Origin of the sequence: Calditerricola satsumensis, from assembly GCF_014646935.1 — a bacterium.
In the GTDB taxonomy this organism is placed as follows: domain Bacteria; phylum Bacillota; class Bacilli; order Calditerricolales; family Calditerricolaceae; genus Calditerricola; species Calditerricola satsumensis.
Map to the genome: position 1 here is coordinate 1 of NZ_BMOF01000046.1, position 19,447 is coordinate 19,447.

A 19,447-nucleotide genomic window follows, 5' to 3' on the forward strand; every position below is an offset into this window, starting at 1 on the left:
TCCAGCGCCGATGGTACTTGGGGCGAAAGCCCCTGGGAGAGTAGGTCGTTGCCAGGCACGGCGGTTCAACGTCCTTGGTCTTGCAGCAAGGCAGGGTCAAGGGCGTTTTTTGTTTTCGCGTCCGTTTTCTTCCTCTTGTGTGGCCGGGAGATGAGGCGCGCGTTGCCGCAGAACGCGACGACACGGTTCGCACATAATGGCAAGCCGTTCATGATAAACTGAAAGTGCCCTCGCGTCGCAAACCAAACGTTGTCCAAGGGAAGGGGGAGGAGACCGGTATGGCTCAGGAAAAGGCGCTGCTGTTTGATTTGGACGGGACGCTGATCCGCACCGAAACAATCGCCGTGCCCGCCTTCCGCCAAACCTTTGCCCGCTTGCGCGAGGCGTACGGCGAGGCCATTTCCGTGCCCAGCGAGGTCGACGTGCGTGGCGTGTTCGGCAAGACGCTACCCGAAATCTGGGCCACCTTGTTGCCCAACGCCGATGAGGCGGTGCGGCGGGAAGCCGACAAGTGGCTCCTGCACTACGAGCGGGAGGCCCTGGCTACCGGCAAGGGCGAGCTGTATCCGGGCGTGCGCGAGACGCTCGAGCGCCTGCGCGCCGACGGATACCGCCTTTTTATCGTAAGCAACGGCGGGGAAGCGTATGTGGACGCGGTGTGCACGCACCTCGGCCTTGCGCCGTACTTTGACGATTTCTACAGCGCGGGACGGTTTGCCGCGCGGTCGAAAGCCGAGCTCGTCGCCCGCCTGCTGCGCGACCACGGCGTCCGGCAGGGGGTGATGGTAGGCGATCGCCGTTCCGACGTGGAGGCCGGCCATGCCAACGGCCTGAAGGTGATCGGGTGCGGGTACGGATACGGCACCACGGGTGAGCTCAAGGAGGCCGATGCCGTCGTCGAGCGGTTCGACGCGATTCGGGATGTGCTTGCGCAATGGGCTGTGGAAGGAGCGTGGGCGCGGTGAGCACGTGGATGGCGACCGTGACCTCGTCGACCTATTTCGACATCACGGTGCGGCTCCTGCTGGCGGTGATCCTTGGCGGGCTCATCGGTCTGGAGCGGGACAAACGCGATTTGCCCGCCGGCTTTCGCACGCACATTCTCGTTTGCCTCGGTTCGGCTCTCATCATGCTCATCTCCATCTACGGCTTTGAGGACGTGATCGATCGGACCAACATCCAGGCCGATCCGGCCCGGCTGGCCGCGCAGGTGGTCAGCGGCATCGGCTTTTTGGGTGCGGGCACAATCCTCGTACACGGATTTGCCATTCGCGGGTTGACCACGGCCGCCTCGCTGTGGGTGGTCTCCGGCATCGGGCTCGCCGTCGGGGCGGGGTTTTACTTTGGCGCCGTGCTGACCACGGCCTTGGTCCTGTTCAGCCTTGTGCTCTTGAACCGCCTGGAGAGCTGGTATGTCAGCCAGCGCCGGCTGAGGCGGCTTGTGGTTCGCGTAGTGGATCAGCCGGGGCAGCTCGCCCGCATTGCCAGCCTCCTGAGCAACTACGGCGTCATCATTCGCCGCATCGAAGTGGAAGACGTCCATCGCAAGGGCGACAAGCCCAGCGTCGACATCACCCTGTCGCTTCATTTTCCGCCCGACCAGTCGCCGCTGTTTGTCGTCGAGCGCCTGCGCGATCTTGACGGCGTGCGCGATGTCTCGCTGCTGTGAGCCGGCGTCCCCCCTCTTGCCATTGGAAAGAATTGCGGGTATACTGAAAGCAGAAGGTCAAAGATAGTCAAAGTCAACCGCTCGTCGTCAAACCTTCAACCTTTGGCTTCTCACCTTCTGGAAACGGTGGTGGGAGGATCGAGCCGTGCGCTGCATAGCCGACATCATCGAGCAGTACCTGAAGGAGCTTCTCAACGAAAGTCCCCTGGGAATGGTCGAGATTCAACGCAGCGAGCTGGCCAGCCGCTTTCGCTGCGTTCCGTCGCAGATCAATTACGTGATCAACACGCGCTTTACCCTCGAAAAGGGGTACCTGGTGGAATCGAAACGCGGAGGTGGCGGTTTTATCCGCATCCGCAAGGTCCAGGGCAATGAGAACCAGGCCCTGTTTCGGGCCATACTAGAACGGATCGGAGATTGCGTTTCGCAGTCGGCAAGCGACGCCATCTTGCAGCACTTGCATGAGGAAGGGTGGCTGGAGGAGCGGGAGCTGCGCCTCTTGAAAACGGTCCTCTCCCGCAACGTGCTGCCGCTGCCCATTCCCCTGCGCGACCAGGTGCGCGCGGCGATGCTCCGCGCGGTGGTGGCAGAGGTATTGAGCGACGGATGGAGGAGGAATGCGCCATGATGTGCCAAGAGTGCGGGCAGCGCCCCGCGACGCTCCATTTTACGAAGATCGTCAACGGCGACAAGACGGAGTTTCACCTGTGCGAGCGATGTGCACGGGAAAAGGGCGAGCTGATCCCGGGCATGAGCAACACCTTCTCCATTCACAACCTGCTTTCGGGGCTGATGAACTTTGACGTGCCCACCCATACCGGCCACCCGGCGCAGGCGTTGCGCTGCAACGTCTGCGGACTGACCTATACGCAGTTTTCCAAGACCGGCCGCTTCGGCTGCCCGGCCTGCTACGAAGCCTTCGATGCGCACCTTGAACCGCTCTTTCGCCGGCTGCACGGGGCGACGGCCCATACGGGCAAGGTGCCGGCGCGGGCCGGCGGCGTCATGCGCCTTGCCCGCGAGCTGGAGCGGCTCAAAGCGGAGCTGAAGCAGGCCGTGGCCCGCGAAGAGTTCGAGCGGGCCGCCCAGCTGCGCGACCGCATCCGTCAGCTGGAAGCGCAGATCGATCACGCGTAACGGCCGTCGCAAGGGGGGAAGGACGTGTCCATCCAGAAGTTTGTCACCCGCGCGCTCAGCGAGTGGATGAATGGCAGCGGCCCCGATGCCGACATCGTGGTGTCGAGCCGCGTCCGCCTGGCGCGCAACCTGCGCGATTTGCCCTTTCCGTACCTGGCCACCAACAGCCAGCTGGAGGCGGTTTTGGAGCGCGTCCGGAGGGCCTTGGGCCAGGAGGCGCTGGCCCCGTACCGCTTCACGTGGATCCCGATGGACGAGCTGGACGAGATCGACAAGCGGGTGCTTGTGGAGAAGCACCTCATCAGCCCGCTGCTGGCGGAAGAGGCGCGCAAGGGTGCCGTGGCCATCAGCGAGGACGAGCGCATCAGCATCATGGTGAACGAGGAGGACCACCTGCGCATTCAGGTCCTCTTTCCCGGCTTGCAGCTGGCCGAGGCGTGGCAGCTGGCCAGCCGGATCGATGACGCCCTCGAGGCGGCCTTGAACTACGCCTTCCACGAGCGCCGCGGGTACCTGACGGCCTGTCCGACCAACGTGGGAACGGGCATTCGCGCGTCGGTGATGGTCCACCTGCCGGCGCTGGTGATGACGCAGCAGGTGGGGCGCATCCTGACGGCCATTCACCAGGTGGGCCTCGTCGTGCGGGGGCTGTACGGCGAGGGGAGTGAGGCCCTCGGCAACCTGTTTCAGATCTCCAACCAGATCACCTTGGGCCGCTCCGAGGAGGACATCTTGGAAAACCTCCACGGCGTGGTCAAGCAGGTCATCGAGCACGAGCGCACCGCGCGGCGCTCGCTCCTCGAGACCAACCGCCTGAAGCTGGAAGACCGCCTGAGCCGTTCCTTCGGCATTCTGTCCCACGCGCGGATCATCGAGTCCAAGGAGGCCATCCAGCGCCTGTCGGATGTGCGCCTTGGTGTCGATTTGGGCTTGTTCCGCGGCGTGACGCCGGCGACCCTCAACGAGCTCACCGTCATGACCCAGCCGGGCTTTTTGCAGCGCTGGGCGGGGCAGGCGCTGACGCCCGAGCAGCGCGACGAGCGGCGGGCGCGCCTGATTCGCGAACGTTTGAACCGCGCCGCTGGCGGCGAATCCTAAGGAGGGGTGATGGACCATGATGTTTGGCCGTTTCACGGAACGCGCGCAAAAGGTGCTGGCGTTGGCCCAGGAGGAAGCGATTCGCCTGGGGCATTCCTCGATCGGCACCGAGCACATCCTGCTCGGCCTCGTCCGCGAGGGGGAAGGCATTGCCGCCAAGGCCTTGCTCGGTCTGGGCCTCGACCTCGAGAAGATCCGCGACGAAGTGGAGTCCCTCATCGGCAAGGGGACGGAACAGCCGACCCACCTCAACTACACGCCGCGTGCGAAAAAGGTGATCGAGCTGTCGATGGACGAGGCGCGCAAGCTGGGCCACACCTACGTCGGCACGGAACACATCCTCCTCGGCCTGATCCGCGAAGGGGAGGGCATTGCCGCCCGCGTCCTCAACAACCTCGGCGTCAGCCTGAACAAGGCCCGCCAGCAGGTTTTGCAGCTGTTGGGCTCGAGCGAGGCGGTTTCCTCGCACCCGCACGGCGGGGGGGGCCATGTGAGCACGCCGACGCTGGACAGCCTGGCCCGCGACTTGACGGCCATTGCCCGGGAAGGAGGCCTTGACCCGGTCATCGGCCGCGAGAAGGAGATCGAGCGCGTCATCCAGGTGCTCAGCCGGCGGACGAAGAACAACCCCGTGCTGATCGGCGAGCCGGGCGTCGGGAAGACGGCCATCGCCGAGGGGCTGGCCCAGCGCATCGTCAACAACGAGGTGCCGGAAACCCTGCGCGACAAGCGGGTCATGTCCCTCGACATGGGCACGGTGGTGGCCGGCACGAAGTACCGCGGTGAGTTTGAGGACCGCCTGAAGAAGATCATGGACGAGATCCGCCAGGCGGGGAACATCATCCTGTTCATCGACGAGCTGCACACGCTCATCGGCGCCGGCGGGGCCGAAGGGGCCATCGACGCCTCCAACATCCTCAAGCCGGCCCTCGCCCGCGGCGAACTGCAGTGCATCGGCGCCACCACCCTCGACGAGTACCGCAAGTACATTGAAAAGGATCCGGCCCTCGAGCGCCGCTTCCAGCCGATCATGGTCGACGAGCCGACGCCGGAGGAGACGGTCAAGATCCTCGAAGGGCTGCGCGACCGCTACGAGGCCCATCACCGGGTGAAGATCACCGACGAGGCCATCGAGGCGGCAGTCAAGCTGTCCGACCGCTACATCACCGACCGCTTCCTGCCCGACAAGGCCATCGACCTCATCGACGAGGCGGCGTCCAAGGTGCGCCTGGCCTCCTACACCGTGCCGCCGAACCTGAAGGAGCTGGAGCAGAAGCTGGAGGAGATTCGCAAGGAGAAGGAAGCGGCGGTGCAGAGCCAGGAGTTTGAGAAGGCGGCCGCCCTGCGCGACAAGGAGCAGAAGGTGCGCGAGGAGCTGGAGCGGCTGCGCCGGGAGTGGAAGGAGAAGCAGGGCCAGACCGATTCCGAGGTGACGGCCGAGGACATCGCCGAGATCGTCTCCAACTGGACGGGCATCCCGGTGAGCAAGCTGGCCGAAGAGGAGACGGAGCGCCTCTTGAAGCTGGAGGAGATCCTCCACAAGCGCGTCATCGGCCAGGACGAGGCGGTCAAGGCCGTGGCCCGGGCCATCCGCCGCGCCCGCGCCGGCCTGAAGGATCCCAAGCGGCCCATCGGCTCCTTCATCTTCCTCGGTCCGACGGGCGTCGGCAAGACGGAGCTGGCCCGCGCCTTGGCGGAGGCCCTCTTCGGCGACGAGAACGCCATGATCCGCATCGACATGTCGGAGTACATGGAGAAGCACTCCACCTCCCGCCTCATCGGCGCGCCGCCCGGGTATGTCGGCTACGAAGAGGGCGGCCAGCTGACGGAGAAGGTGCGCCGCAAGCCCTATTCCGTTGTGCTCCTCGACGAGATCGAGAAGGCGCATCCGGAGGTGTTCAACATCCTCCTGCAGGTGCTCGAGGACGGGCGGCTGACCGACGGCAAGGGGCGGACGGTCGACTTCCGCAACACGGTGATCATCATGACCTCCAACGTCGGCGCCGACCTGATCAAGAAGGGCGGCGGCCTCGGCTTCACCGTCCCCGCCGATGCCGACCAGCGCGAGTTTGAGGGCATGAAGGAGAAGGTGATGAACGAGCTGAAGCGCACCTTCCGCCCCGAATTCCTCAACCGCATCGACGAGGTGATCGTCTTCCATCCGCTCAAGGAGGAGCACATCGTCCAGATCGTCTCGCTGATGGCCGAGCAGCTGCGCAAACGCCTGCTCGAGCAGGGGATCGACTTCGTGCTCACCGACAAGGCCAAGCAGAAGATTGCCAAGGAAGGCTTCGACCCGCAGTACGGGGCGCGGCCGCTGCGGCGGGCCATCCAGCGCCACATCGAGGATCGCTTGTCCGAGGAGCTGCTCCTCGGCCACATCCAGCGCGGCGACAAGGTGGAGATCGACGTCGACGACCAGGGCGCCTTCGTCGTGCGCAAGGTGGAGCCCGTCGCGTCGTGAACCGGTGAAAACCGGTGATCCGCCTCCTTCTGGAGAAGGAGGCGTTTTTTGCGCGCCTTTGCTATACTGAAAGAGCATCCATGCCCCTGTGGCCGAGGCGGAGAGGAGCGGGAGGGACGTGGCCAAGCATAGATCCCGGTTTGTCTGCCAAAAATGTGGATACGAATCGGCAAAGTGGATGGGCCGCTGTCCGGGGTGCGGGCAGTGGAACGCGATGGTGGAGGAGGTGGCCGTTGCCGCCGGGACCATGCGCGTGCGCGGGGAGAGCGCCGAACCGGTTCCCCTCGTGCACGTGACGCGGGAAGAGGTGCAACGCCTGGACACGAGAATCGGCGAGCTCAACCGCGTGCTGGGCGGCGGCGTTGTCCCGGGTTCCATCGTCCTCGTCGGGGGCGATCCGGGCATCGGCAAGTCGACGCTCCTGTTGCAGATGGCCGACCGGCTCGCGGCGCAGGGGCATGTCGTGCTCTACATTTCCGGTGAGGAGTCGCCGCAGCAGACCAAGCTGCGCGCCGAGCGTCTCGGCGTGGCCGCGGAATCGCTCCTCGTGTTGGCGGAAACCGATCTCGTGCGCATTCGCCACCATGTCGCGCGTGTCCGACCGGCTCTCGTGATCATCGATTCCGTGCAGACGGTCTACCATCCCGACGTCGCCTCCGCTCCCGGCAGCGTGGCCCAGGTGCGGGAGTGCACGGCCCATCTGATGCGGATGGCTAAGGAGCAGGGCGTGGCCACCTTTGTCGTCGGGCACGTGACGAAGGACGGGGCCATTGCCGGGCCCAAGCTGCTTGAGCACATGGTCGACGCCGTGCTGTATTTCGAGGGGGATCGGCACCACGCCTACCGGATCCTCCGCGCGGTGAAGAACCGCTTCGGCTCGACGAACGAGATCGGCATTTTTGAAATGAAGGACACGGGGCTTGCGGAAGTGGTCAACCCGTCGGCCCACTTCTTGTCGGAGCGTCCGACCGGCGTCGCCGGATCCACCGTCGTGGCCAGCCTGGAGGGCACCCGCCCGGTGCTCGTCGAGGTGCAGGCCCTCGTGACCCCGACCAGCTTTGCCACGCCGCGGCGCATGGCCACCGGCGTCGATCCCAACCGGGTGGCGCTGCTTCTTGCCGTGCTGGAGAAGCGCGTCGGGCTGTTTTTGCAGCACCATGACGCCTACGTCAACGTGGCCGGCGGTGTGCGGCTGGATGAGCCGGCCGTCGACTTGGCCGTCGTCGTGAGTGTGGCCTCCAGTTTTCGCGATGAGCCCACCGATCCGCACGACGTGGTGGTGGGGGAAGTGGGGCTGACCGGCGAGGTGCGCGGCGTCTCGCGCATTGAGCAGCGCGTGCGGGAGGCGCACAAGCTCGGCTTTCGTCGCGTGATCGTGCCGGCGCAGAACCTGTCGGGCGGGTGGGACCCGCCGCCGGGAATGCGCCTCATCGGCGTGCGCACGGTGGAAGAAGCGCTGGAAGCCGCGTTTGGGAGGTGAGAGGTGACGATGGCCGACAACCGCGATTCCTTCATCAGCAGCGTGTTGCCGTTCGTCGCGCCGGGCACGCCCCTGCGGGAGGGGCTGGAAAACGTGTTGCGCGCCAAGACCGGGGGACTGATCGTCGTCGGGTACAGCCCCGAAGTGATGGCGATCATGGAAGGGGGCTTTTTTATTAATTGCGACTTCACCCCGGCCAATCTGTACGAGTTGGCCAAAATGGACGGGGCGATCATCCTGAGCGACGACCGCAAAAAAATTTTGTATGCCAACACCCAATTGGTGCCCGATTCGTCGATTCCTTCGACGGAAACGGGCATGCGCCACCGCACCGCCGAGCGGGTGGCCAAGCAGACGGGCAAGCTTGTCGTCGCCATTTCCCAGCGCCGCAACGTGATCACCCTCTACAAAGGCCCGTTCCGCTATGTGCTGAAGGAGATCGGCGTCATCCTCGCGAAAGCGAACCAGGCCATTCAGACCCTTGAAAAATACAAGTCCGTCCTCGATCAGGCGCTGACCAATTTGAGCGCATTGGAATTTGAAGAGTTGGTTACCCTTCAAGAAGTGGTGACCGTGCTCCAGCGCGTGGCCATGGTCCTGCGTATCAAGCGGGAAATCCAAAAATATATTCATGAATTGGGGACGGAAGGGCAGCTCATTCAGATGCAGCTGGAAGAACTGGTGGCCGATGTGGAGCACGAGGCCTTGCTGATCATCAAGGATTACTGCCAGCCGCCAGAGGCCAGCGCCGGCGAGATCCTGCGTGCCCTGACCGAGTTGGCGCCGGATGAGGTGGTGGAGACGTCCACCCTCGTGCGCTTGCTCGGGTATGTGCCGGGTGGTAATATACAGGAAGAACCGCTCTTTCCGCGCGGCTATCGCATCTTGAGCAAGATTCCCCGCTTGCCGCAGACTGTCGTGCACAACCTGGTGGAGCGGTTTGGCAATTTGTCCGACGTGATGATGGCGTCCATCGAGGAGCTCGACGAGGTGGACGGCATCGGCGAGGTGCGTGCCCGGACGATCAAGGACGGCCTGAAACGCATTCAAGAACAGGTGTTTATCGACCGAAACGTGTAGGAATGCGTCAAGGCGCGGCGCGAAGGTCCGACGGTGGATGCCGCTTGCTGTTGCCATCGACGCACCTGCCGCACGGGAAGGAAAGAACCGCCTGGAGGTTTTGTCATGGTCGCCAAAACCCTGCCCAACCTGTTTACGGTGGCGAACTTATTCTTAGGGATCATCTCCATCGTGCTGGCCTTTCAGGAACAACCCGAACACGCGGCCGTTCTCGTCATCATTGGCATGTTGCTGGATGGTCTGGACGGACGCGTGGCGCGGAAGCTGGGCGTCCAGAGCGAGTTCGGCAAAGAACTGGATTCGCTGTCGGATGTCATCTCCTTCGGGGTGGCCCCGGCGTTCATCATGTACGTCGTCGTGCTGCAGGACCTCGGCTTGTACGGCTTGATGGTGACGGCGCTGTTTCCGATTTGCGGCGCGTTGCGCTTGGCCCGTTTCAACATCACCGAGGGGAATGCCCATTACTTTGTCGGGCTGCCGATTACGGCCGCCGGCGGGGTGCTGGCCACCTTCGCCTTGTACCACCACGTCTTCTCGCCGGTCTACCTCACCATCGGCATGCTCGCCCTGTCGCTGCTTATGATCAGCAACGTGAAATACCCGAACTTCAAACGCGTCGGCATCCCCCGGGCGGCGATCTGGGTGACGCCGATCCTGGTGGGGATCGTAGGGTATCTTGCCTGGCGATTTCCCGACTCCTTCTCCAAGCTCGTCTTCCTGCCCCTGGTCTTGTACGCGCTGTACGGCTTAAAAAAAAATCTTGACGCCTTGCTCCGGCGCAACCAGGCGGTGCAGGACCCGATCGAAACGGATGTGCACTCGTGAACGGGCCCTGGGAGGTTTTACCTCCCGGGGCTTTTCTTCCCTATGTGCCGTTGCGCGTGCACGGTCAAGCAGAAAAAGGCGAATGGGCTTTGTCGCCGAAAATTGCAAAGGACCTTGACGTACCTTCTTATATGTGTTAAAATTCTAAATTTAAATTTGACAGAATGGGTATCCTGTGATAAACTGGAAGTATCTGATACCGGGGGTGACGGGATTGTTTAACGTCGGCGACAAGGTCTTTTATCCCATGCACGGGGCGGGCGTGATCGAGGCCATTGAAGAGCGGGAGATCCTGGGCGAGAAGCGGACCTATTACGTCATGCACATTCCGGTTGGCAACATGAAAGTGATGATCCCGATGAACAGCGCGGAGAAGGTGGGCCTGCGCGAAGTGATCGACGAAGAGGCAGCAAACCGCGTGCTCGCCATCTTGCGGCGCTCCGACGTGGACCTGTCGGACAATTGGAACCGGCGCTATCGGGCGCACCTGGACAAGATGAAGAGCGGCGACATCTTCGAGGTGGCCGACGTGGTGCGCAACCTCATGCTGCGCGAGCGGGAAAAAGGCTTGTCTACGGGCGAGCGGCGGATGCTGGAAAACGCGCGGCAGATCTTGATCAGCGAGCTCGTTTTGGCCAAAGGCATCGACGAGCAACAGGCGGCGGAGCTGGTGGAAGCGTGCGTGGAAAACCGCGAGACTGCTGTGTGACGGTTTCGTGAAGCGTCGATTGAGCGTGCGCAATCCTGTCTATACTGGGTAAAGGAGGTGACAGGATGCTCAAGCGCTTCATCCAGCTCTTCTTTGTCGTGGTCGGGGCGGCGTTGGGCTATCATTACGGTCCAAGTTTGATCCAGTTTCTCAACGTCACCGTCAATTTCGGTCTCGAAAATCCGTACATCAATCCGTACATCGGCGCCTTTGGCGGTGCGGTGCTCCTCTTTTTCAGCACGTCGTACCTCACGGATTGGCTCGTCGACCGTTTGCGCCGCGGCGAGGAGCGGCTCATCAAAGAGGTGCCGGTCGTCGATGTGCTGTTCGGCGTCATCGGCATGGTAATCGGTCTTATTGTCGCCTTTCTTCTCTTTTTGCCCCTGCAGAGCATTCCGATCCTTGGCAACTTCCTCCCCCTGTTCGTCTCCGGGCTTCTGGGCTACTTCGGGTACCGCATCGGGTTTTCCAAGCGCGACGAAATCGTCGCCGTTTTCTCGTTGGGACGCCTGTCGCGGGAAAAGGCCAAGAACAAGGTCCCGCCGGGCACGTACAAGATTCTCGACACGAGCGTGATCATTGACGGCCGCATCGCCGACATCTGCGAGACCGGCTTCCTGGAAGGCGTGCTCGTCATTCCCGAGTTCGTCCTGGAAGAGCTTCAGCACATCGCCGACTCGTCCGACGTGCTGAAGCGCAACCGGGGACGCCGGGGCCTCGACATCCTCAACAAGATCCAGAAAGAGCTGAACATGGAGGTCCTCATCTACGAAGACCCCTTCGAGGACACCCTCGAGGTGGACAGCAAGCTGGTTAAGCTGGCCAAAAAGCTGCAGGCCAAAGTGGTGACGAACGATTTCAACCTGAACAAGGTGTGCGAACTGCAGGGCGTGCCGGTGCTGAACATCAACGACCTGGCCAACGCGGTGAAGCCGATCGTGTTGCCCGGCGAGGAGATCAACGTCCACGTGATCAAGGACGGCAAGGAGCACGGCCAGGGCGTGGCCTACCTTGACGACGGGACGATGATCGTCGTCGAAGGCGGCAAGGAATTTATCGGCTCCACGGTTGACGTGCTCGTCACGAGTGTGCTACAAACATCAGCAGGACGCATGATTTTCGCCAAGCCGAAGATGCTGGAAAAGGCGCTGTAGGAAGGGCGAGGAGTCGACGGGGAGATGAGGGCGGGAGCCGTGGTGGTGGCGGCCGGCGCCGGCCGCCGGATGCAGCGTGCGGAAAACAAGGTGTTCCTCCGCATCGGGGGAACACCTGTTTTGCTTCACAGTTTGCGCGTGTTTGCCGCCCATCCCGCCGTGGCGCGCATCGTGGTGGTGGCGCGGGCCGGCGAAGAGGAGCGCGTGCGCGCCCTGGCGCAGGACCTGGCGCCGGCCAAGCCGCTGGCGGTGGTGACGGGCGGCGCCGAGCGGCAGGACAGCGTGTACGCCGGCCTGTGCGCGCTGGCGGACTGTGACGTCGTCCTGGTGCACGACGCGGCGCGTCCCTTTGTGCGCCCCCAGCACGTCGACCGCCTCCTGGCGGCGGTGCAAGAGGCGGGGGCGGCCTGCCTCGGCGTACCGGTGAAGGACACGGTGAAACGGGTGAACGCCGACGGGACGATCGCCGAAACGCCGCCGCGGTCGGCGCTGTGGCTGGCCCAGACGCCCCAGGCGTTTCGGCGCGCGCTGCTCCTTGCGGCCCACGAGGCGGCGCGGGCGGACGGCGTGGTGGCCACCGACGACGCGGCGCTCGTGGAGCGGCTGGGCCATCCGGTGCGGATGGTGATGGGCGACTACGACAACGTGAAGATGACCACGCCGGAGGATGTCGCCGTCGCGGAGGCGCTTCTCCGGTGGCGGGAGGGCAAGGATGCGTATCGGACAAGGCTTTGACGTGCATCGCTTTGCAGAGGGCCGCCGGCTGGTGATCGGCGGGGTGGAGATCCCGCATGAACGGGGGCTTTTGGGCCACTCCGACGCCGACGTGCTGCTGCACGCCATCGCCGACGCCGTGCTGGGGGCCCTCGGCCGCGGCGACATCGGCCGTCATTTTCCGGACACCGACCCGGCCTACAAGGATGCCGACAGCGCCGTGCTTCTGGCGCGGGTGTGGGCCTTGGCCGAGGCGGACGGGTACCGCTTGGGCAACCTTGACGCGACGGTGCTGGCCCAAGCGCCGAAACTGGCGCCGTACATTCCCCGCATGCGCGAGCGCATTGCCGCGTTGCTCAGGGCCGATGTCCGCCAGATCAACATCAAGGCGACGACGACGGAGGGGCTCGGCTTTGTCGGGCGCATCGAGGGCATTGCCGCCCAGGCGGTGGTGCTCCTCGTGCCGCGCAAGGCATAACGTGCCCCCGGATTCCGGGAAGAAAGGACGGTGATCGGCATGGACCGGCGCGTACGCGTGCGGTTTGCCCCGAGCCCGACGGGGCACCTGCACATCGGCGGGGCGCGTACGGCCCTGTTCAACTACCTGTTTGCCCGCCGCCACGGCGGCGATTTCCTCGTGCGCATCGAGGACACCGATCAGAAACGAAACGTTGAGGGTGGCGAGGCCAAGCTGCTCGACAGCCTGCGCTGGCTCGGCCTGGAGTGGGACGAAGGGGTGGACGTCGGCGGGCCCCACGGCCCGTACCGGTGCATGGACCGCCTCGACATCTACCGCGCGCACGCCGAACGGCTGCTGGCGGAAGGCAAAGCCTACTACTGCTACTGCACCGAAGAGGAGCTGGCCGCCGAGCGCGAGGCGCTGATGGCGCGCGGGGAGATGCCGCGCTACCTGGGCAAGTGCCGGAACCTGACGCCCGAAGAGCGGGCGGCGTTGGAACGGGAGGGGCGCAAGCCGTCGGTTCGCTTCCGCGTCCCCGAAGGGCGCGAATACGTGGTGGACGACTTGGTCCGCGGCACGGTGCGTTTCGAGACGAGCGGCGTGGGCGGCGACTTCGTCATCCTCCGCCCGGACGGCGTGCCGACGTATAATTTTGCGGTGGTCATTGACGATCACCTGATGGGCATCACCCACGTCATCCGCGGTGAGGAGCACCTGTCCAACACGCCGCGCCAGCTCATGATCTACGAGGCCTTCGGCTGGGAACCGCCGCGCTTTGCCCACCTGTCGCTCATCCTCAACCCCAACCGGCAGAAGATGAGCAAGCGCGACGAGTCGATCATCCAGTTTATCGAGCAGTACCGCGCCCTTGGCTACCTGCCCGAGGCCCTCGTCAACTTCCTCGTCCTCCTCGGGTGGGCGCCGGAAGGGGAACACGCCGAGCGGGAGTTCTTCACCCTCGACGAGCTGGTGCGCCTCTTCTCCCTCGAGCGCGTCTCCAAGGCCCCAGCGGTGTTCGACCCCGAGCGCCTGCGCTGGATGAACAACCACTACCTGCGCCAGCGCCCGGCCGAGGAGATCGCCAAGCTGGCTCACCCGCACCTGGTGGCGGCGGGCCGCCTGCCCCAGACGCTGTCCGACGACCGGTGGCAGTGGCTCGTCGACCTCGTCGCCCTGTTCCAGGAACAAATGGGCTGCGCGGCCGACATCGTGCCCCTCTCCGAGTTGTTCTTCCGGGAGAATGTCGACTATAATGAAGAAGCAAAGGCGGTGCTGGCCGAGCCGCACGTGCCGGCGGTGCTGGCCGCGTTCCGCCGTGAAGCGGAGGCGCTGGATGCCTGGAGCGCCGACGCGGTGAAAAGCGCCCTGAAAGCCGCGCAGAAGGCGACGGGGCACAAGGGCAAGCAGCTGTTCATGCCGATTCGCGTGGCCGTCACGGGGCAGACGCACGGCCCCGACCTGGCCCAAACCCTGTACCTGTTGGGCCGGGAGCGGGTCATCGCCCGCCTGGCGCGCGCGATGGAGGCGTTGGCAACCGGATAGCGGAAAAGGCGAGGAGCGGGAGGAGTACGGCGGGACCGGATGTCGCCAGAGAGGGCCATCGGGGAAGCGCCCCGGCTGGAAGTGGCCTGGCATCCGCCGCCGGAAGGGTGCGCCCGCGAGCCGCTTCCCCGAAGGCGGATCGGCTGCGTAGGGGAAGAACGGATCCCCCCGTTACGGGGCAGAGGGAAACCCGGCGTCGGGCGGCCGAGGCCCTGGCCGGCGCGTGACAGAGCTGGCGTGGCGCGGCGCGAACGCCGTCCGGTCCTTTTGGGTCTTTCGGCCGTCGTGCGCGGCAGAATCGCCAAGGATCGCGCAGCCGGGTTTAAGCAGAGTGGAACCGCGGGGAACCGTCTCTGTAGCAGCGCTACGGGGACGGTTTTTTTGCTCCCGCCTCACGCGCACAGCACAGGAGGGATGGGCGATGAAGCGATTGCGGAGCATCTGGGAACGGCTAAAGGAAGACGTGCAGGTGGTCTTTGAGCGGGATCCGGCGGCGCGCAGCGTCCTGGAAGTGGTGCTCTGCTACTCCGGGTTGCACGCCATCTGGGGGTACCGCATTGCCCATTGGTTCTGGGAGCACGACTTCCGCCTGATCGCCCGGCTCATCTCCCAGTTCGTCCGCTTCCTGACCGGGGTGGAGATCCATCCGGGGGCCAAGATCGGCCGCCGGCTGTTCATCGACCACGGCATGGGCGTGGTGATCGGCGAGACCTGCGAGATCGGCGACGACGTGACCCTGTACCAGGGGGTGACGCTGGGCGGCACGGGCAAGGAGAAGGGCAAGCGCCACCCGACGATCGGCAACAACGTCCTCATCGCGTCGGGGGCCAAGGTGCTCGGCTCGTTCAAGATCGGCGACAATTCCAAGATCGGCGCCGGATCCGTCGTGCTGCGGGAAGTCCCGCCCAACTCGACGGTGGTGGGCATTCCGGGCCGCGTCGTCGTGCAAAACGGGCGGCGCGTGCCGAACGACCTCGACCACGTCAACCTGCCCGACCCGGTGGCCGACCTCCTGCGGTCGATGCAGGAGCAGATTGACGAACTGAAGCGCGAAGTGGAACGGCTCAAAGGAGTGAGACCGGTCGATGACCCCTCTCAAGGCGCTTCCACAACCGAATCTCCGCGTGTATAACACGCTGACGCGGCAGAAGGAACCCTTTGTGCCCCTCGTCCCGGGCGAGGTGCGCATGTACACCTGCGGGCCGACGGTGTACAACTACATCCACATCGGCAACGCCCGGGCGGCCGTCGTGTTCGACGTGGTGCGCCGCTACCTGGCTTACCGCGGCTTTCGCGTCACCTACGTGCAAAACTTTACCGACGTCGACGACAAGCTGATCAACGCCGCGCGGGAGATGGGCCTCAGCGTGCCCGAGGTGGCCGAGCGGTTTATCGCCGCCTACCGCGAAGACGTGCGGGCCCTCGGCGTGCGCGACCCGGACGTTGCGCCGCGCGTCACCGAGCACATTCCCGAGATCATCGCCTTCATTCAGGAGCTGATCGACAAGGGTCTGGCCTATGAGGCCGACGGCGACGTCTATTTCCGCACGGCGCGCTTTCCGGAATACGGGAAGCTGTCCCATCAGCCCCTCGACGAGCTGATGGCCGGGGCGCGGGTGGAGGTGAACGAGAAAAAGGAGAACCCCCTCGACTTTGCCCTGTGGAAGAAGGCCAAGGCGCCCGACGAGATCGCCTGGGACAGCCCGTGGGGGCGCGGCCGGCCGGGGTGGCATATCGAATGCTCGGCCATGTCGCGCAAGTACCTCGGCGACAGCTTCGACATCCACGCCGGCGGGCAGGACCTCATCTTCCCCCATCACGAGAACGAGATCGCCCAGAGCGAGGGGCTGACGGGGAAACCGATGGCCCGCTACTGGCTGCACAACGGGTTTGTCAACATCAAAGGGGAGAAGATGTCCAAGTCGCTGGGCAACGTCCTCCTCGTGCGCGAATTGCGGCGGCAGCACGACCCGATGGCCTTGCGCTTCTTCCTCCTGTCGGTCCATTACCGCAACCCGATCAATTTCAGCGAGGAGCTCCTCGCCCAGGCGGAAGCGGGCCTGGCGCGCCTCCGCACGGCCGTGGAGAACCTGCGCTTTGCGCTGGGCGGAGCGAAAGAGGGCGCGGCGGAGCCCGACGTGATGGCGGTCGTGGACGGGCTGCGCGCGCGCTTTGTGGCCGAGATGGACGACGACTTCAACACGGCCAACGCCATCACCGTGCTCTTCGACGCGGCGCGGGAGGCCAACCAGTACGTGCGGCGCGAAGCGGCCGTCCGCGGATCGGTTCAGGCCTTCCTCGACCTCTTTGCCGAGCTGGCCGAGGAGGTGCTCGGGCTGGCCTTCACGCCGCAGCCCGACGCATCCGGCGAGGACGCCGCCTTTGTGGCCGAGGTGGAGCGGCTGATCGCCGAACGCCAGGAAGCCCGCAAGCGCAAGGACTGGGCCACGGCCGACGCCATCCGCGACCGGCTGAATCGGATGGGCGTCATCGTCGAGGACACGCCCCAAGGCGTGCGGTGGCGGCGAAAGTGAGGGCGCAGCGGGATGAAGCTGACCGTTGACGTGACCTTGCCCCGCGCGCCGGACATGCTGCATCCCCTCGTCCTCGCCTATGTCGGCGACGCCGTCTACGAGCTGTACGTGCGCACGCACCTGTTGGCGCGGGGCATCTTGAAGCCGGGGGACTTGCAGCGGGCGGCGGTGGCCTACGTGTCGGCGCGCGGCCAGGCCCAGGTGGTTCACCGCCTGCTGCCGCTCCTTCGCGAGGAAGAGGCGGCCGTCCTGCGCCGCGGGCGCAACGCCAAGTCCGGCGTGCCGAAAAACGCCCGCGTGGCCGACTACCGGCTCAGCACGGGGCTCGAGAGCCTGTTCGGCTACCTGTACCTGACCGGGCAAGAGGGGCGGCTGCGCGAGCTCATCGCCCACGCGCTCGCGGTGCTGGACGGGGAAGGCGGGCCGCAGGAACCCGAAGGGAGCGAAACGCGGTGACGGAATGGCTTTACGGCCGCCATCCGGTGCTGGAGGCCTTGCGCGCCGGGCGGCCGATCAACAAGATTTTGCTGGCCGAAGGGGCATCGCCCCGCCTGATGGCGCCGCTTTTGGCCGCGGCGCGCGAGCAGGGCGTGCCGGTTCAGCAGGTGCCGCGGCGCAAGCTGGACGAGCTGGTTCCGGCCGCCGTGCACCAGGGCGTGGCCGCCGCCGTGGCCGCCCGCGCCTACGCCGAGGTGGCGGACCTTCTGGTGCGGGCCCGTGAGCGGGGCGAGATGCCCTTTCTCATTGTGCTGGACGGCATCGAGGACCCGCACAACCTGGGGGCCATTTTGCGCACGGCCGACGCCGTCGGCGCCCATGGCGTGATCATCCCCAAGCGGCGTTCGGCCCAGCTTACCCCCGCGGCGGTGAAGGCCTCCGCCGGGGCGGCGGAACACGTTCCCGTCGCCCGCGTGGCCAACATCGCCCGCACGCTGGAGGAGCTGAAAGCGGGGGGGCTCTGGGTTGTCGGCACCGACGCCCAGGCCGACCAGGACTACCGCACGGCCGACTACGCTGTTCCCCTTGCCCTCGTCGTCGGCAGCGAGGGACGGGGGATGAGCCGGCTGGTGCGCGAGACCTGCGACGTGCTTGTTCGCCTGCCGATGGTCGGCCGCATCACGTCGCTGAACGCGGCGGTCGCCGCCGCCCTGCTCATGTACGAGGTCTTTCGCGCCCGCCATCCCATCGAATGAGGACGGCGCCGGTGGGATTGGTCATGGAAGAGGTGCTGATCGTCGACGGGTACAACGTGATCGGGGCGGCGGCCCGCCGGGCATCGGAACCGCTGGGGGCGGCGGCCCTCGAGGAGGCGCGCCAGGCGCTCGTCGATGCGCTGGCCGACTATCAGGCCGTCACCGGGCGCCGGGTGATCGTCGTGTTTGACGCGCACCGCACCGCGGGCCCCGCCGTCACCACCCGCGAACACGGCGTCATCGTCACCTACACCGCGCACGGGGAGACGGCCGATGAGCGGATTGAGCGGCTGGTTGGCGAGTGGCTTTCCCCCCAGCGTCGGGTGTACGTCGCCACATCGGACGCCGTCGAGCAGTGGGTGGTCTTTGCCCGCGGGGCGCTGCGGCTGCCGGCGCGCGAGCTCCTGCACGAGCTGGCCGGTGTGCGCCGCGATGTTGCGGCGCGCATGGAAACGCTTTCGCCTCCGAGAACGTCGCTGGGCGACCGCATGCCGGAGGAGATCGCCGAACGATTCGAAAAATGGCGCCGGAACGGAGATTCCGCGAGTTGACGGGTTTGGCCGTCGGACGGTATACTGGACCTATCACCCAGGGAATGTCCGCTGCCGGAGGGATGAGGGTGAGCGTGGAGCTCAAGGACAGCCACGAAACGAGCCGCTACGACCAGATGACGGACGAAGCATTGGTGGAACGGGTCCGCAACGGCGACAACGACGCCCTTGAGTACCTGATCAACAAGTACAAGCCCTTTGTGCGGAACAAGGCCCGGTCGTACTTCCTGATCGGCGCCGATCGGGAGGACATCATCCAGGAGGGCATGATCGGGCTGTATAAGGCGATACGCGATTTTCGTGGCGACAAGCTCACCTCCTTCAAGGCCTTTGCCGAGCTGTGCATCACGCGGCAAATCATCACGGCGATCAAGACGGCCACGCGGCAGAAGCACATCCCCCTCAATTCGTACATCTCGTTGGACAAGCCCATCTACGACGAGGATTCCGACCGCACGCTGCTCGACGTGCTGTGCGGCTCGCGGGTGGCCGACCCTGAGGAGCTGATCATCAACCAAGAGGAGTTTGACGACATCGAGCTCAAGATCAGCGAAATCTTGAGCGATTTGGAACGCAAGGTGCTCATGCTGTACCTTGACGGCCGGTCGTACCAGGAGATTGCCGTCAACCTCGACCGGCATGTCAAGTCGATCGACAACGCGCTCCAGCGCGTCAAGCGCAAGCTGGAGCGGTACCTGGAAGTGCGGGAAGTGACGACGTGAGGCGGCTCTGGCCGGCAAGCCGGGCCGCTTTGTTGTTGCCTGCAAAAGGATTGCTTCACGTGTCAACTCACATAAAAACCTAACCGAAGTGAAGCCGGTCACTCACGAGAAAATC

20 protein-coding genes are annotated in these 19,447 nt (G+C 64.9%); all 20 read left to right on the top strand.

Annotated elements, in window-relative coordinates:
• Positions 1 to 278 precede the first annotated feature (278 nt).
• The 20 genes from IEX61_RS09790 (at position 279) to sigH (ending at position 19,332) form a co-directional block, all read left to right on the top strand.
• Positions 279 to 965, top strand: coding sequence for an HAD family hydrolase (locus IEX61_RS09790; RefSeq protein ID WP_188817819.1), 687 nt, complete (start codon positions 279 to 281; stop codon positions 963 to 965).
• Positions 962 to 1,669 (top strand): MgtC/SapB family protein, encoded by a 708-nt coding sequence (locus IEX61_RS09795; protein WP_229725826.1) that lies wholly within the window; start codon positions 962 to 964, stop codon positions 1,667 to 1,669. The genes IEX61_RS09790 and IEX61_RS09795 overlap by 4 nt, the downstream gene beginning before the upstream one ends.
• Positions 1,670 to 1,814: 145 nt before the next feature.
• Complete coding sequence (locus IEX61_RS09800) at positions 1,815 to 2,297, top strand: CtsR family transcriptional regulator (RefSeq protein WP_054669796.1); 483 nt, start codon at positions 1,815 to 1,817, stop codon at positions 2,295 to 2,297.
• Positions 2,294 to 2,806 carry a protein-arginine kinase activator protein McsA gene (mcsA, locus tag IEX61_RS09805; protein ID WP_054669794.1) on the top strand — a complete coding sequence of 171 codons (513 nt, stop codon included), beginning with the start codon at positions 2,294 to 2,296 and terminating at the stop codon, positions 2,804 to 2,806. Before IEX61_RS09800 ends, mcsA begins: the two co-directional genes overlap by 4 nt.
• Before the next feature lie 66 nt (positions 2,807 to 2,872).
• Positions 2,873 to 3,904, top strand: a complete 1,032-nt coding sequence (gene mcsB / locus IEX61_RS09810) for a protein arginine kinase (RefSeq protein WP_373288445.1) — start codon at positions 2,873 to 2,875, stop codon at positions 3,902 to 3,904.
• Between the two features lie 16 nt (positions 3,905 to 3,920).
• Positions 3,921 to 6,368 (top strand): ATP-dependent Clp protease ATP-binding subunit, encoded by a 2,448-nt coding sequence (locus tag IEX61_RS09815; RefSeq protein WP_229725827.1) that lies wholly within the window; start codon positions 3,921 to 3,923, stop codon positions 6,366 to 6,368.
• Between the two features lie 118 nt (positions 6,369 to 6,486).
• Positions 6,487 to 7,848, top strand: coding sequence for a DNA repair protein RadA (radA, locus tag IEX61_RS09820; RefSeq protein ID WP_054669791.1), 1,362 nt, complete (start codon positions 6,487 to 6,489; stop codon positions 7,846 to 7,848).
• 9 nt (positions 7,849 to 7,857) lie between these two features.
• Positions 7,858 to 8,928, top strand: coding sequence for a DNA integrity scanning diadenylate cyclase DisA (gene disA / locus IEX61_RS09825; protein WP_188817831.1), 1,071 nt, complete (start codon positions 7,858 to 7,860; stop codon positions 8,926 to 8,928).
• Between the two features lie 105 nt (positions 8,929 to 9,033).
• Positions 9,034 to 9,753, top strand: a complete 720-nt coding sequence (gene pssA, locus IEX61_RS09830) for a CDP-diacylglycerol--serine O-phosphatidyltransferase (protein ID WP_054669789.1) — start codon at positions 9,034 to 9,036, stop codon at positions 9,751 to 9,753.
• A 175-nt stretch (positions 9,754 to 9,928) separates the two neighbouring features.
• Positions 9,929 to 10,462, top strand: a complete 534-nt coding sequence (locus IEX61_RS09835; protein ID WP_229725828.1) for a CarD family transcriptional regulator — start codon at positions 9,929 to 9,931, stop codon at positions 10,460 to 10,462.
• A gap of 65 nt (positions 10,463 to 10,527) precedes the next feature.
• Entirely contained in the window at positions 10,528 to 11,616 is a 1,089-nt protein-coding gene (locus IEX61_RS09840) for a PIN/TRAM domain-containing protein (protein WP_054669782.1), read from the top strand.
• A gap of 24 nt (positions 11,617 to 11,640) precedes the next feature.
• A complete protein-coding gene (gene ispD, locus IEX61_RS09845; protein ID WP_188817822.1) occupies positions 11,641 to 12,351 on the top strand; it encodes a 2-C-methyl-D-erythritol 4-phosphate cytidylyltransferase in 711 nt (236 codons plus the stop codon).
• Positions 12,329 to 12,808, top strand: a complete 480-nt coding sequence (gene ispF / locus IEX61_RS09850; RefSeq protein WP_054671777.1) for a 2-C-methyl-D-erythritol 2,4-cyclodiphosphate synthase — start codon at positions 12,329 to 12,331, stop codon at positions 12,806 to 12,808. The genes ispD and ispF overlap by 23 nt, the downstream gene beginning before the upstream one ends.
• Positions 12,809 to 12,847: 39 nt before the next feature.
• Positions 12,848 to 14,332, top strand: coding sequence for a glutamate--tRNA ligase (gene gltX / locus IEX61_RS09855; RefSeq protein ID WP_054671783.1), 1,485 nt, complete (start codon positions 12,848 to 12,850; stop codon positions 14,330 to 14,332).
• 421 nt (positions 14,333 to 14,753) lie between these two features.
• Complete coding sequence (gene cysE / locus IEX61_RS09860; RefSeq protein WP_083463022.1) at positions 14,754 to 15,464, top strand: serine O-acetyltransferase; 711 nt, start codon at positions 14,754 to 14,756, stop codon at positions 15,462 to 15,464.
• A complete protein-coding gene (gene cysS, locus IEX61_RS09865) occupies positions 15,418 to 16,866 on the top strand; it encodes a cysteine--tRNA ligase (protein WP_054671781.1) in 1,449 nt (482 codons plus the stop codon). Before cysE ends, cysS begins: the two co-directional genes overlap by 47 nt.
• A gap of 12 nt (positions 16,867 to 16,878) precedes the next feature.
• Positions 16,879 to 17,322: a Mini-ribonuclease 3 gene (locus IEX61_RS09870; protein ID WP_188817824.1), complete on the top strand. Its 444-nt coding sequence runs from the start codon at positions 16,879 to 16,881 to the stop codon at positions 17,320 to 17,322.
• A complete protein-coding gene (rlmB, locus tag IEX61_RS09875; RefSeq protein ID WP_188817825.1) occupies positions 17,319 to 18,059 on the top strand; it encodes a 23S rRNA (guanosine(2251)-2'-O)-methyltransferase RlmB in 741 nt (246 codons plus the stop codon). Before IEX61_RS09870 ends, rlmB begins: the two co-directional genes overlap by 4 nt.
• Positions 18,060 to 18,070: 11 nt before the next feature.
• The gene (locus IEX61_RS09880) at positions 18,071 to 18,610 is read left to right on the top strand and encodes an NYN domain-containing protein (protein ID WP_229725829.1); all 540 of its coding nucleotides are present in this window, start codon (positions 18,071 to 18,073) and stop codon (positions 18,608 to 18,610) included.
• A gap of 62 nt (positions 18,611 to 18,672) precedes the next feature.
• A complete protein-coding gene (gene sigH, locus IEX61_RS09885; protein ID WP_373288444.1) occupies positions 18,673 to 19,332 on the top strand; it encodes an RNA polymerase sporulation sigma factor SigH in 660 nt (219 codons plus the stop codon).
• Positions 19,333 to 19,447: the final 115 nt, after the last annotated feature.